The organism is Paenimyroides ceti (assembly GCF_030409925.1).
Map to the genome: position 1 here is coordinate 1 of NZ_JAUFQU010000007.1, position 12,679 is coordinate 12,679.

General features: G+C 39.5%; 15 protein-coding genes and 1 pseudogene. 6 read left to right on the plus strand and 10 right to left on the minus strand.

Translation table 11 applies throughout. The features are described from left to right. The 8 genes and pseudogenes from QW060_RS17700 to QW060_RS17735 form a co-directional block, all read right to left on the minus strand. Positions 1–1,686: pseudogene (locus tag QW060_RS17700) on the minus strand (efflux RND transporter permease subunit); the annotation flags it as partial. Positions 1,687–1,707: 21 nt separating this feature from the next. Next, positions 1,708–2,316, minus strand: coding sequence for a hypothetical protein (locus QW060_RS17705; RefSeq protein ID WP_024567738.1), 609 nt, complete (start codon positions 2,314–2,316; stop codon positions 1,708–1,710). An 11-nt stretch (positions 2,317–2,327) separates the two neighbouring features. Continuing rightward, entirely contained in the window at positions 2,328–3,011 is a 684-nt protein-coding gene (locus QW060_RS17710) for a HupE/UreJ family protein (protein WP_024567739.1), read from the minus strand. A gap of 124 nt (positions 3,012–3,135) precedes the next feature. Continuing rightward, positions 3,136–3,399: a hypothetical protein gene (locus QW060_RS17715; RefSeq protein ID WP_024567740.1), complete on the minus strand. Its 264-nt coding sequence runs from the start codon at positions 3,397–3,399 to the stop codon at positions 3,136–3,138. 86 nt (positions 3,400–3,485) lie between these two features. Then, positions 3,486–3,893 carry a hypothetical protein gene (locus QW060_RS17720; RefSeq protein WP_024567741.1) on the minus strand — a complete coding sequence of 136 codons (408 nt, stop codon included), beginning with the start codon at positions 3,891–3,893 and terminating at the stop codon, positions 3,486–3,488. A gap of 110 nt (positions 3,894–4,003) precedes the next feature. Then, on the minus strand, positions 4,004–4,882 hold the full coding sequence (locus QW060_RS17725) for a helix-turn-helix domain-containing protein (protein ID WP_024567742.1): 879 nt from the start codon (positions 4,880–4,882) through the stop codon (positions 4,004–4,006). A gap of 27 nt (positions 4,883–4,909) precedes the next feature. Then, entirely contained in the window at positions 4,910–5,158 is a 249-nt protein-coding gene (locus tag QW060_RS17730; protein WP_133147453.1) for a hypothetical protein, read from the minus strand. Positions 5,159–5,237: 79 nt separating this feature from the next. Continuing rightward, complete coding sequence (locus QW060_RS17735) at positions 5,238–5,420, minus strand: hypothetical protein (protein ID WP_048498773.1); 183 nt, start codon at positions 5,418–5,420, stop codon at positions 5,238–5,240. Positions 5,421–5,500: 80 nt separating this feature from the next. Here QW060_RS17735 and QW060_RS17740 point away from each other — a divergent pair, with 80 nt between their 5' ends. Beyond that, positions 5,501–5,641: a hypothetical protein gene (locus QW060_RS17740; protein WP_290363864.1), complete on the plus strand. Its 141-nt coding sequence runs from the start codon at positions 5,501–5,503 to the stop codon at positions 5,639–5,641. On the opposite strand, the gene mobC is transcribed toward QW060_RS17740, so the two are convergent. Next, complete coding sequence (gene mobC / locus QW060_RS17745; RefSeq protein WP_024567744.1) at positions 5,598–7,598, minus strand: conjugal transfer protein MobC; 2,001 nt, start codon at positions 7,596–7,598, stop codon at positions 5,598–5,600. The genes QW060_RS17740 and mobC overlap by 44 nt on opposite strands. Before the next feature lie 213 nt (positions 7,599–7,811). Here mobC and QW060_RS17750 point away from each other — a divergent pair, with 213 nt between their 5' ends. From QW060_RS17750 to QW060_RS17765, 4 genes are all read left to right on the plus strand, one after another. Beyond that, complete coding sequence (locus QW060_RS17750) at positions 7,812–8,369, plus strand: hypothetical protein (RefSeq protein WP_024567745.1); 558 nt, start codon at positions 7,812–7,814, stop codon at positions 8,367–8,369. 486 nt (positions 8,370–8,855) lie between these two features. Beyond that, positions 8,856–9,287 (plus strand): ribose 5-phosphate isomerase B, encoded by a 432-nt coding sequence (gene rpiB, locus QW060_RS17755; RefSeq protein ID WP_290364844.1) that lies wholly within the window; start codon positions 8,856–8,858, stop codon positions 9,285–9,287. 83 nt (positions 9,288–9,370) lie between these two features. Next, positions 9,371–10,180 carry an NAD(P)H-hydrate epimerase gene (locus tag QW060_RS17760; protein WP_290364845.1) on the plus strand — a complete coding sequence of 270 codons (810 nt, stop codon included), beginning with the start codon at positions 9,371–9,373 and terminating at the stop codon, positions 10,178–10,180. 14 nt (positions 10,181–10,194) lie between these two features. Beyond that, positions 10,195–10,893, plus strand: coding sequence for an NAD(P)H-hydrate dehydratase (locus QW060_RS17765; protein ID WP_290364846.1), 699 nt, complete (start codon positions 10,195–10,197; stop codon positions 10,891–10,893). Here QW060_RS17765 and QW060_RS17770 read toward each other — a convergent pair. Next, positions 10,883–11,146 carry a DUF1294 domain-containing protein gene (locus tag QW060_RS17770; RefSeq protein ID WP_290364424.1) on the minus strand — a complete coding sequence of 88 codons (264 nt, stop codon included), beginning with the start codon at positions 11,144–11,146 and terminating at the stop codon, positions 10,883–10,885. The two genes, QW060_RS17765 and QW060_RS17770, sit on opposite strands and share 11 nt — an antisense overlap. A 55-nt stretch (positions 11,147–11,201) precedes the next feature. On the opposite strand from QW060_RS17770, the gene QW060_RS17775 reads away from it, so the two are divergent. Next, positions 11,202–12,679: Tex-like N-terminal domain-containing protein (locus tag QW060_RS17775; protein WP_290364847.1), on the plus strand; the 1,478-nt coding region annotated here is incomplete at its 3' end.

Here is a 12,679-nt window from a genome sequence, read left to right on the forward strand (position 1 = left end):
CCCATTCTGTTGAATGTGATAAGTGTGATGATGAACAATACCACTGCAACCGATACTACCAAAAGTTTTCGCTTCATCGCACCATTAATGATAGGTGTATAAACTTTCTGTATGGCTTTCATCATCCTGTCCGAAAAGTTTTCTTTGTGCGTTGTCTTTTTACTCAACACCAATGCAGACATCATCGGAACGTAAGTGAACGATAACAGGAATGCGCCTAAAATGGCAAAAGAAACTGTTTGTGCCATTGGTCCAAACATTTTACCCTCAACGCCTACCAATGCTAATAAAGGCAGGTACACGATTAAGATAATAATCTCGCCAAATGCTGCTGCGGAACGTATCTTACGGGACGACTGATAAACTTCTTCGTCCATTTGGTCTTGTGTCAGTTTAGCCACGCCACCGTACCGTTCCTTGCTACCTGTAATCCTATGCAACACCGCCTCAACTATAATGACCGTTCCGTCAACGATTATCCCGAAGTCAATTGCCCCCAAGCTCATCAGGTTTCCTGAAACTCCAAAAACCCGCATCATTGCTATTGCAAACAACATTGCCAGTGGAATTACAGAAGCCACTACCAATCCGCCTCGCAGGTTTCCTAAGAAAAGTATCAATACAAAAAATTACAATTAATGCCCCTTCAATAAGGTTGGTTGAAACGGTTGAAATAGCTCCGTCCACCAATTTTTTACGGTCGAGGAAAGGCTCTATTTCTACACCTTCGGGTAAACCTTTCTGAATTTCCGCAATCTTTTCTTTTACATTGGTAATAACCTCCGATGAGTTAGCTCCTTTCAACATCATAACGATACCTGTAACGGTTTCGCCCTCACCGTTACGTGTGGCTGCTCCGTATCTTGGACCGTTGCCAAAACGAACTTCGGCTACATCTCTTAACAAAACGGGTACGCCTCCCTCGGTTTTTATAACAATTTTTTTGATTTCCTCAATGTTCTTTACCAAGCCTTCGCTTCGGATAAAGAAAGCATTCGGACCTTTATCAATATATGCACCTCCCGTATTTTGGTTGTTTTTTTCCAGTGCTGTGAAAATATCGGAGATATTAATGTTCTGGCTGGCAAGCCTGTCAGGTTCAATGGCGATTTCGTATTGCTTTACAAACCCTCCGAAGCCACTTACTTCCGCCACGCCGGGCGTACCTAATAGCTGCCGTTTAATAATCCAGTCCTGAATGGTTCTTAACTCTGTGGCATCGTACTTATCTTCATAGCCTTTTTTGGGATGGATAACGTATTGGTAGATTTCGCCCAAACCGGTGGTTACAGGAGCCATTTCAGGCGTACCCACCCCTTCGGGGATATTTTTAGCTGCAATAGTCAGCCTTTCCTGTACCTGTTGCCTGCCCCAATAGATGTCTACCTTTTCTTCAAATACAATGGTAACAATAGAAAGCCCAAAACGGGAAAAGGAACGCATATCCTTTATACCCGGAATGCTGACCATTGTCTGCTCCACGGGAAAGGTTACGAGCTGTTCCACTTCCTGCGCCGCCAGTGTAGGCGATACAGTAATGACCATCACCTGATTATCCGTGATGTCAGGTGTGGCATCAATAGGAAGTTTGGTAAGCGAATAGGAACCCCAGCAAATTAATGCCAGGGTAAATAATCCTATTACCAACTTATTCTTGATTGAAAAATGAATGATGTTATTTAACATATCATAATGTTATTAGAATATTTATTGTTTAAGAAGATACTGTCCTTTCATTTTGATTTTAACAGTAATGTTCTCATTGGAATTGTTTTTGAAATACCAGCCCTGCGGACCTTCAAACGGAGCGACTAAAGAGCCGACCATATTATTGGAATAGGCAATAGTATAGCTTTCAAAGTAGTTGCTGTTGTTCTTTACTTCGCCGTGAAAGTCAAAGTATAGCTCACCTTTATCGGTAATCCATTCATATTTCATCTGACCGTATTTCAACATATTTACTTTGTATTCCAATCCTTCGCCTGCCGGAATAACCACGCTTACCTCGTCTGTACGTTCTGCCAGTTGAGTGGCTGGTGGCGGGTTATCTGCCGCCGCTGGTTTGGCAACATCTGCCGGAGAGCCAACATTTTCCAGTTTTAGTATCTTGTGCGGTCCCGAAGCCAACGCTTCCGTACCTGCATCACCAACATACAGCTTGCTAAAGCCTGTTGCCTTGCCAATACCCAAAGGGTCTATCCCGTATTCAGCCGGGAGTACGGCACTTACCAAGAGTACCGCTCCAATAACCAAAGCAATAATGACCTGCTTTACAATGGATTTCTTATCTAAGATTTGATGTGCTATTTCTGCCATTTTGATATTTGTTAAGAGTTAAAATAACCGACTAACTGATAGCCGAATAATAAAAAGCCTGCTGCCATCAGCAACATATTTGTAACTGTTGAGAATTTTAGAAAACTCGGTGACCTTCTCCAATTAGTGATGATAAACAATACAAGGGCTAAGGCTATGAACTGACCTATCTCTACACCGATATTGAAGCCAAGCAGGTTGGTCAATAAGCCGGTTCGGTCAAAGCTCAATTCCTGTAACTTACTGGCTAAACCAAACCCGTGAAAAAGTCCAAAGATTAAGACTGCCGCTTTGGTATTGGGCTGACGTCCTAAAAACCTTTGAAAGCCTCCTAAATTATCGAAGCCTTTATACACGATAGACAATGCAATAATGGCATCAATCAGATAGGCATTGATTGCCATATCTGCCAATACACCCAGCAATAGGGTAATACTGTGACCAATGGTAAAAAAACTCACATAAAGCAGTACTTCTTTTGGGCGATACAGAAAAAAGATAACGCCTACAAGAAAGAGCAGGTGGTCATACCCGGTGAGCATATGCTTTGCCCCGATATACAGAAAAGGAACGAAAGCTACTCCCGAATTGCCGCTTAAAAATGTCTGGGTATCCTCATCTACTCCGTGAGCATACGCCGCCCCTGAAACCAATATCAGTAGGGCTATTGATAGAAAAATTTTGATATACTTCATTTCCGGATTTTTTGTTAATTGAAAGCATAGCATCGAGGATGTGCATAGGTGAATACACACATCTCACGATGTACAGTTTGTGAAATCAATTATGCACACGGATTAAGCGTAATCCCCAAAAGGATTAATGCTTGTGTCCGTGAGCTTTGTCTATGCTGTCCTGATTAACTTTAGGCTGCGCAGCAGATTTATCTGTGCTGTCAGCAGGTGTATGATTACCCGCAGGGTCGTGGGAATGACCGTGAGCCTTGTCAATGCTGTCCTGATTGACTGCCGGAGCTGTTAGTTCCTGTTCTGAATTTGAATTATCCGAAGAAGATTTTTCGCTGTTATTGCAAGCTGTAAACGCAAGTGCAGCAAATGCCGCTATAATGAATGATTTTTTCATCGTTAAAATAAATTTGATATTAAAAAAGAAATAATTCGCCCGTAGGATTGGGCGTAACTCAAATTTTAACTTTCAGAGAATGAAAGTTAAGCAACGATGAAAGAGGGAGGTCCCCGAAGGGTGTATGCTCCGAGGAGCGGTGGTAAATAAATAAAGTGTCCATCAGGTGGAAACGTGTGTTTCTGATAGACAACTATATATTCAACAGGCGGAATGAAATCAATCGGTAAAGCCTTGATTGATTTTACATCATCCTTTGAAATAACAATTCTGGTTTCGCTTGAATTAGTAAAAGATACGTGTTCGCCAGCGTGTATAAAACCCGAAAAGGCAAGCTCTAAAGGTGTTTCTTTACTATTGTTATGATGATTGTTGCCATTCTGATGCCCGTCATTGGCAATATCTGCGTGGTGGTGGTGCGATACAATGCCGTGCCCCAAAATAACTAATTGGGCAGCAATTAAAAACAATATGGCAATATATTTACGCAACATTATGGCAAAGATATACAAATAAGTTCATTTGGTAATAATTCGGTGCAAAAAAATGAATTTAGCCCCCAATAAAATATTACAATGGCAGATGCTTAAATTTAAAAAGCCTTTTACACAGGCTCAACAGGAATATGGATTGCTCTCTCCATATTTTCGTAAGGATTTGTCAGCGGGCTTTGCGGTAAAATCTCAAATGCAAAAGGTTGTTTAATCCTGTAAGGGCTTTGATGCAGCCATTCGTATAAGCTGTGAAAAGTATGGAATATTTGTTTTGTATCGCCTGTAATGCCACATACGGCAAACTTTCCGCCGTCAATGTTTAGTATATCAATGCCTTTGGGTATCTCCTGATGTGCCTGTAACGTTATTCCTGCCTGATATATGCCTGCGTGTGGATTGACAATGCCGACAAATTGCGTGTTCACAGTCAGTAAATCCCTTGCCTCTGCAAACTGAATAACTCTTTTGAAACTCTTATGAATTTCTCCGATGTCTGTTAAAGGTGCATTTACAAAAATGACTTTAAGCGATTGGGCTTTTTTTATTTCAATGCTCAAATCCTTTTCCCTGCCGTTATTATCATTTACGAAAAAGTTCCCATTGATTTTTATATGCTTCAGGTACTTTGTAATAGTCGTGTGGTCTTTTGACGGAATGTTCCGCAATTCCTCTGCCGAAATACCAAAGAAATTCCTAAAGCTCCTTGCAAATGTAGAAGATGAAGCAAAACCGTTATCCAGTGCAATTTCGGTAATGGATTTGTGCGTATGTGTGAGCAAATAATGGGCAACATTTATCATTCTTACCTTTATGATAAACTGTTTCGGGCTTTCGCCAGTTACCTGCTTAAATATTTTTTGGAAATGAAAAGGCGAATAATTAGCGATGCCCGCAAGTTGTGCTAACGAAAGCTCCTCTTGCGGGTTTTGCTGAATGAAGTTGATAACTGCATTGATTTTCTTTTTATGTTCCGTTGAAATATCAAACATCGCTTACAAAGGTAATCAAAATACAGGCTAATGGTTTGAGTGCTGCTCCATTCCGTTGTGGTGTGGCGGTGTATGATGCCCTGAATGAAAATGATGAATAATGCCGTGAACAATGGTTGCAACAAGGATGAGGTGAAGCATCACAAGAACGACTTTACTGAAATGGCGATACCATTTTCCAAGCGAATGCCTGTCTATGTAAATCCTCAAAAAAACGGCTGCAATCAACGTCAATAATTCAAAGGTCAAAAGACCTGCTAAATGTAAGTGAAACATAATTTTATATGTAAGCTGATTAAATTAAAAAAAGCAAAGAGCAACCTTATATTGTTACTCTTTGCTGTAACTGCGTTCATCATTTTTTAACAACAAGTTTTTCAGTTGCGGCATTAAACTCAATCGCCTTTTTGTTGCTTTCGGCAACTCTCGATTGTTTGCCGTGAATGATTTTTCCCAAAGGGCAAATACCGTCAGCAGGTGGTTGGTGTCCTACGTGCAATGCCGCTCCAAGTGTAAGAACAGAAGCCGCACTTAACATTACAATTTTACCTTTCATATTATTTTCGACAGTGATTATAGTGCTGTCCCCGCACTTCTAATAATTTACTAAGGCAAAGATTGAATGTTTACATTGCATACACTTTACAAAACGAGGGAAGTAGTTTGCATTTCTTGCGATTGTTGCCAAAACATTTAAAGAACTTTCACTATTCGGCTATTGTTCCTGCACCAAATGCTGTAAGTTCGGGTCGTTCTTGATACGCTCCATTTCGCTGACTACAATATTCAGTATATCAGATTTTATCTGTTTGTAATTGCTTTCAATTTCCTGCTTCATTTTATCCTCGCCCTGCTCATTTACAAAAGATAAGATTTGCGGTATCTTTTGATAGGCTTTGCTTTCTGCTGCTACCTTTTCATTATCTACCACAATTTCGGCGTGAAAAATCTTTTGCTCGATACGTTCATCAAAGTTATCTGATACAGAACCGACAAACATCCCTTGCGTTAAAGTTGAGATTTTGGAAGCGGGAATAAGGCTGTCTAACTGTGTGGAGATAGAGGTAGATTTATCGTTGCGGTTAATCGTCATACTTTGGCGTTTCTGCAACACTTTACCAAAGCGTTCTGATAGGCTCTTTGCCGTTTCTCCAACCACCTGACCACTAAAAATATTGCCTACGGTATTCTGTATTACCTTGCTTTCTTTATCGCCGTAATCCCTCGTCAATTGCGAAAAATCCTGAAAGCCCAAGCAAACCGCTACCTTATTACTTCTCGCCGTTGCGATAAGATTGTCCAGTCCCCGAAAATAAATGGTGGGCAATTCGTCTATGATAACCGAACTTTTAAGCTGTCCTTTTTTGTTGATGAGCTTTACAATTCTTGAATTGTATAAGCCCAATGCTGCGGAGTAGATATTTTGACGGTCGGGGTTATTGCCTACACATAAAATTTTCGGCTCTTTCGGATTGTTGATGTCGAGCGTGAAATCATCGCCTGTCATCACCCAATAAAGGCTCGGCGAAATCATTCTTGATAAAGGAATTTTTGCCGATGCAATTTGTCCCTGTAACTGGTCTTGTGCGCCGCCTTGCCACGCATCCATAAAGGGCGACAAATAATTTTCCAAATCGGGGTAAGAGGTTAAAATCGTGAACACGTCCGAATACTTTTTATTCAGCAATTCAATGGCGTGTGGGAACGTACAATACTTACCATTCTCGTAGATTTTCAGATACCAAATAATGGCAGCCAATAAGATAATTGGGCTTTCTACGAAGAAATCGCCCTGCTTCTGTATCCAGCTTCGGTTGAGGTTTAGCATTATGGTATAAGCCGCTTCGTAAGCATCGGATATGTCGGTCATAAAATCGGGATTGAGTGGATTGCAACGATGGCTCTTGCGTGGGTCGTCAAAATTTATCACGTAAAATTTTGGCTGTACTTTGTACTTGTCCCTGTGCTTCAGTAAATGATTGTAGGCAATGGTAGAAAGGTCGTCAAACTTGAAATCGTATATGTACATACTGAAACCTTTCTCTATCTGCTGCTTGATGTAGTTATTTACAATCGCATACGATTTACCCGAACCCGGAGTGCCTAACACAATTGATGCCCTGAATGGATTGACGATGTTAATCCAGCCGTTGTTCCATTTTCCTTTGTAATAAAACTTCGTGGGAAGATTGACAGAGTATTCGTTTTCCATCAACTTGGTTTCCTGCTGAAAGCTCTCGTTCTCGTTGTTGAAAACATCGTCCATCAGGTTGTTGCGAAGCAAACGGCTCATCCAAACGCCAGCGACCATTAAGGCGATATACCCTAAACCTGTGGTTAAGATATACAGAAATGTAGCGATTAATAACGGTAGCTTTAGTAAAGGGAAATTCAGAAAGAACAGGATAATACCGATTGCTAAAGCCACATAGATTTTAGACCAGGTTATCTTCTCATCTTTAACGCCCTTTGTTCCCAAACAGCTCAAAGCCAACAAAACCAAAGCGAAGACTTTGGTATATAAGGTATGCGAAAACAGCCCTGCCGTTCGCTGAAAGTTGCCTAATATTTTATTGATTAACTCCAATGTCCAGCCACGCTCTATAAAGAAACCGTAGCAGAACCAATAAAGGTGCATCAGCACTATGATGATGCTTACTGCCCGCATAAAAGCCATTATCTTGGCAAGTCCTCTTAAATCGTCTTCTCCCTGCATTTTTGTAAAATTTTAAATGTTCGGGCGTGAATTTAGAAGCTGTGTTGTGTGGCTATAAGAATGTGGCAGTGAATGGCAGTGTTTGGCATTAAGAGGCTATAAAGCCTTCAATACCGTTCAGGTAATCCAATGATTTTTTTTAAATTTATACTCGTGAAAACCATTTTGCTATTCTCGTCTGTTGGAACAAGCAAGATTTAAAAGAGGAATGCTATGAATTGGAATAATCCTGATGCTTATCCCGGAGAAACTGAAGAAGAATATGAAATTCGGAAAAGAGGTGAAAGCCAAGCTGCCACCGGATTAATGTCTGGGATAATAAAGTTTTTTCTTTTCGGCTTAAAAATAGCGGCTATTTTCGGCGTGTTCTTTTACGCCGGGTTTTTGCTGTCGCAAAAATTGTGGGGCAAAGAAACTGATAACTTTAAGATTTGGGCATTCTCCCTATTATTTGCCTACCTCATCTTCTGCATCGTTTATTTTTTGAAAGGAACTATTATAGGATTACGGAGAAAGAACCAGAGGCTATGGATATTACCGTGGGCTATCTGTGTTTTATTATGCTGCATTGTTCCTGCATTCATTATAAAATCAATAGTAGCTGGTATGTTCAGCGTGACAGAACGAGATAGTATATGGTGTATCGGGCTAAGCTGGGGAGCGTTTGTACTTTCCGCATTATACATCTACGGTATTTATCAATTCAAAACACCTACTGCACCTAAGATTTTGCATTGGAGCTATGCGTTGGGGCTGAAAGTTTCTACATAATAGGCAAAGAAAAACCTGTTACTGACCTCGTTTGCGCTTCCTTTTCTTTTTCATTCTATTGGCAAAATCCTGTTCCTCGTAATCCTCGCCCTGTGCTTCGAATTTGTTTGTAATTATATGATTTTGTGGAGTTTTGTGCTAAGAGTTTTAATATTTTTCCGGAAAAATCTTTTCCCTTTTTTCCAGGCTGTTTTATTTTTTTATTCATTCTGTGTTTATTATCGACAATTAGCCGAATTAATTTTATTTAAAAGTACAAAATATTCTCATTAAATAATGTTAAGCAAAATTTAAGAGATTTTATAAGCGAATAATGAAGCTCTTGATACATCTATAATTGGCACAAAGAATCTTTTTTTAAAACAGCTTTTTGAAACTTTAATAGAAAAGATATTGTGTAAAAAACTAAATGAAAGATAAGGTACTCTATAGCATGTATATCGAATAAATAATTTTATTTTTGTAGAGATATAAAATCATTTTTTTATGAAAATAGCTATTGGAAATGACCATGCAGGTCCGGAATATAAAAAAGCAATTGTTGAAATGTTGCAAAAGAAAGGATATGAAGTGGTCAAATATGGGACTGATTCATTCGATTCTGTAGATTATCCTGATTTTGGACATCAGGTAGCACAGGATGTTGAAGATAAAAAAGTAGATTTTGGAATTGTTATCTGCGGAAGCGGTAACGGGATTGCCATGACAGCGAATAAACATCAGGGAGTACGTTGTGCATTGTGTTGGACAACAGAAATTGCTTCTTTGGCCCGCCAGCATAATGATGCCAACATCATTGCTATACCAGCTCGTTATACAGCTGTAGTACAGGCGGTAGAGATGGTTGAGACATTTCTAAAGACAGCATTCGAAGGCGGAAGACACGCAAACAGAGTCAATAAGATTGCCTGTATGTAGTGCAGACAAGAAATCATAAAAAGGAACACTTATGCAATTTGTATAAGTGTTTTTTTTTGACTACATTTTAATAAAAAAAGAATATGAAGATTCCGTCTGCCCAGCAATTAAAAAGCATCGATAAACAGACTATTCTCAAACAGGGAATTGCTTCATTCGACCTTATGGAAAGAGCTGCCCGGGCTGTATTTGAAGCGATTAGGGAAGATATTCTCTCTAAAGCACCGGCTACTTCTTTTACAGTTATCGCAGGCTCCGGCAATAATGGTGGGGATGGTCTGGCTTTGGCAAGAATGCTATTTCTCTCGGGGATTACAGTACAGGTTTATTTATATAAGAAAGAAACCTACAGTGCTGATAATTTGTATAATCAGCAAAAGTTAGCGGAACTTGGTATTAAGATGGAATATTTTGATCTGTCTGATCAATTATCCTTTGACAGGAATTCGGTTCTTGTAGACGCTTTATTCGGATTCGGACTTACACATGCTTTATCTGAAGAGTGGCGCGGCATCACGGAACAGATCAATACATGTAAAAACGTAATTTCCGTTGATCTTCCGTCCGGACTCAGAGCGGATGGCAAAACAGAAAAAAGAAATCCTGTTGTACGGGCACAGATGGTGTATACTTTTCAAGTTCCAAAAGTAGCTTTATTACTTCCGCAATCGGCAGATAGTATGGAACAATTTCAGGTGCTGGATATCGGGCTTGATGAAGAAGCGGTACAAGAAGTGGAAACGGATGTTTATTATTATACGCTTTCTGATGCTAAAAAGGATCTCAAAAAGAGAAGAAAGTTTGATCATAAAGGTACGTACGGTCATGCTTTGATAGTTGGCGGCAGTTTTGGAAAGATTGGTGCCGCAATGATGAGTACAAAATCCGCTTAAAAACGGGTTGTGGTATGGTCACTGCTTATATACCAAAATGTGGATATACGGCTTTTCAGAGTTATTTTCCGGAAGCTATGGTGTTGACGGATGCTTACGATGACCATATTACTTCTTTTCCTTCTGTGAATTTATACAGTGCAACAGGCATTGGTGTAGGAATGGGAAAAGTAGAAGAAACCGTTGCCGCTTTTGTTTTGTTTCTGAAAAAAAAGAAAGATACAAGACTGATTCTGGATGCAGATGCTATAAACATACTTTCAGAAAATCCTGAATTGTTTGATCTTTTGCCTACAAATACCATACTTACGCCTCATCCAAAAGAATTAGAACGTCTGATAGGAACATGGACAAATGATTTGGATAAGATAGAAAAAGCTAAAGGCTTCTGCGCTAAATACCATTGTATTTTACTTATCAAAGGCGCTCATACCTTGACCTTATTGCCATCGGGTAAAATGTATTTCAATTCGACCGGAAATGAAGGGATGGCCACTGCTGGTAGCGGAGATGTACTGACCGGAATCCTTACTTCTTTACTGGCTCAGGGATATGCTGCTGAAAAAGCAGCTGTATTCGGTGTGTTTTTACACGGACTGGCAGGAGACCATGCCAAAAAGCAGTATGGGGCACAGAGTATGACGGCTACAGATATTATATCACATCTGTCAGATGCTTACTTCACTATATCCGATTCCGATATCACCTTCTGAATACAAAAAGTAAAAGAAATAATTGAAAGGCAATGATAATATAAAAACTGATTTTAAAAGAAGTTTTTTTTGTTTTATGCCTGAAATGCTGCATGCCAAGCCATGAACCAAAGCTTCCTCCCAAAGCACTTGCTATCAGAAGATTTTTTTCTGAAATACGCTTTCTTCCCTTTATCGCCCGGTCTTTGTCGATATGAAAAAGGCTATATGCAATATAATTAATGATGATTATATAAAGAAAGAAGTATTTCATGTGTTTTAAAAATGATGACAAAGGTAGTATTTTAGCATTTTATTTAAAATTGATGATGAATTTAACTTCCTATATTCAGCAAACTGTTGTTACAAGTCCGAAAAATATTGAGCAGACATTACAGTTATTAGCAGAAGATTGTACGATTCCTTTTATTGCCCGCTATCGTAAAGACCGGACAGGCAATCTTGATGAGGTAGCTATCGAACAGATTGCCAAACAAAAACAGCAATTTGATACTATTGTAAAAAGAAAAGAATCAATTCTGGCTTCGATTGAAGAGCAGGGAATGCTTACTGATGTGTTGGAACAAAAGATAAAAAACAGTTTTGATCTGAATGAACTCGAAGATCTTTATTTGCCTTTTAAAAAGAAGAGAAAGACAAAAGCTGATACGGCACGTGAAAACGGATTGGAACCTTTGGCAAAAATGATCATGTCACAAAAAATAGAGGATGTATATACAGTGGCCTCTAAATATAGAAATGAAAAAATAAACTCTGAAGAAGATGCCTTACAGGGAGCAAGAGACATTATTGCGGAGTGGATCAATGAAAACGGTTATCTGAGAAAAGTAATAAGAAGAAAATTCCAAAGAGAATCGGTTATTACTTCGAAAGTAGTAAAAACTAAAAAAGAAGAGGAAAGTGCACAGAAATTTAGTCATTATTTTGACTGGTCTGAACCTCTTTATAAAACCGCTTCTCACCGGCTTCTGGCTATGCTACGGGCGGAAAATGAGGGATTTGTAAAGATAAATGTAGCCATTGAGCCCGTTGATGCGATTACCTTTATGGAGGAAACGGTGATCAAAACAGAGAATGAAACGGCTGCTCAATTGCGTATGGCTGTAGCTGATGCGTATAAAAGACTCCTGGCACCCAGCTTGTCTAATGAGGTTTTGCAGGAGGCTAAACTCAAAGCAGACAAAAACTCAATCGGTGTTTTTGCCGATAACTTATCTCAACTTCTTTTAGGTGCTCCTCTCGGTGAAAAAAGAGTTCTGGCAATAGATCCGGGTTTTAAAACAGGCTGTAAAATCGTTTGTTTAGACGAAACGGGCGGGTTATTGTATAATGAGACTATTTTTCCACATGCACCGCAGAAAGATACAGCGATGGCGATGAAAAAAATCCGTTCAATGGTTAATTCCTATAAAATTGAGGCCATTGCTATCGGTAATGGTACAGCGTCCCGGAAAACAGAATTTTTTATAAAAAAGATTGCCTTTGACAAACCCCTACAGGTTTTTGTAGTGAGTGAAGCAGGGGCATCGGTATATTCTGCTTCCAAAGTCGCCAGAGATGAGTTTCCCAACTATGATGTTACAGTACGTGGAGCTGTTTCTATCGGCAGAAGATTACAGGACCCTTTGGCTGAATTGCTGAAAATAGAACCTAAAGCTATCGGAGTAGGGCAGTATCAGCATGATGTAGATCAAATGTTACTCAAAGAAGAATTGGATCAGGTAGTAGGGCGTTCTGTAAATGCAGTGGGTATCAATCTCAATACCGCAAGTAAATCCTTACTGAG

Bases quoted from the DNA above. Each gene is read 5' to 3' on its own strand.
- QW060_RS17705 (WP_024567738.1), bottom strand. From the start codon at position 2,316: ATGGCAGAAATAGCACATCAAATCTTAGATAAGAAATCCATTGTAAAG.
- QW060_RS17710 (WP_024567739.1), bottom strand. From the start codon at position 3,011: ATGAAGTATATCAAAATTTTTCTATCAATAGCCCTACTGATATTGGTT.
- QW060_RS17715 (WP_024567740.1), bottom strand. From the start codon at position 3,399: ATGAAAAAATCATTCATTATAGCGGCATTTGCTGCACTTGCGTTTACA.
- QW060_RS17720 (WP_024567741.1), bottom strand. From the start codon at position 3,893: ATGTTGCGTAAATATATTGCCATATTGTTTTTAATTGCTGCCCAATTA.
- QW060_RS17725 (WP_024567742.1), bottom strand. From the start codon at position 4,882: ATGTTTGATATTTCAACGGAACATAAAAAGAAAATCAATGCAGTTATC.
- QW060_RS17730 (WP_133147453.1), bottom strand. From the start codon at position 5,158: ATGTTTCACTTACATTTAGCAGGTCTTTTGACCTTTGAATTATTGACG.
- QW060_RS17735 (WP_048498773.1), bottom strand. From the start codon at position 5,420: ATGTTAAGTGCGGCTTCTGTTCTTACACTTGGAGCGGCATTGCACGTA.
- mobC (WP_024567744.1), bottom strand. From the start codon at position 7,598: ATGCAGGGAGAAGACGATTTAAGAGGACTTGCCAAGATAATGGCTTTT.
- QW060_RS17750 (WP_024567745.1), top strand. From the start codon at position 7,812: ATGAATTGGAATAATCCTGATGCTTATCCCGGAGAAACTGAAGAAGAA.
- rpiB (WP_290364844.1), top strand. From the start codon at position 8,856: ATGAAAATAGCTATTGGAAATGACCATGCAGGTCCGGAATATAAAAAA.
- QW060_RS17760 (WP_290364845.1), top strand. From the start codon at position 9,371: ATGAAGATTCCGTCTGCCCAGCAATTAAAAAGCATCGATAAACAGACT.
- QW060_RS17765 (WP_290364846.1), top strand. From the start codon at position 10,195: ATGGTCACTGCTTATATACCAAAATGTGGATATACGGCTTTTCAGAGT.
- QW060_RS17770 (WP_290364424.1), bottom strand. From the start codon at position 11,146: ATGAAATACTTCTTTCTTTATATAATCATCATTAATTATATTGCATAT.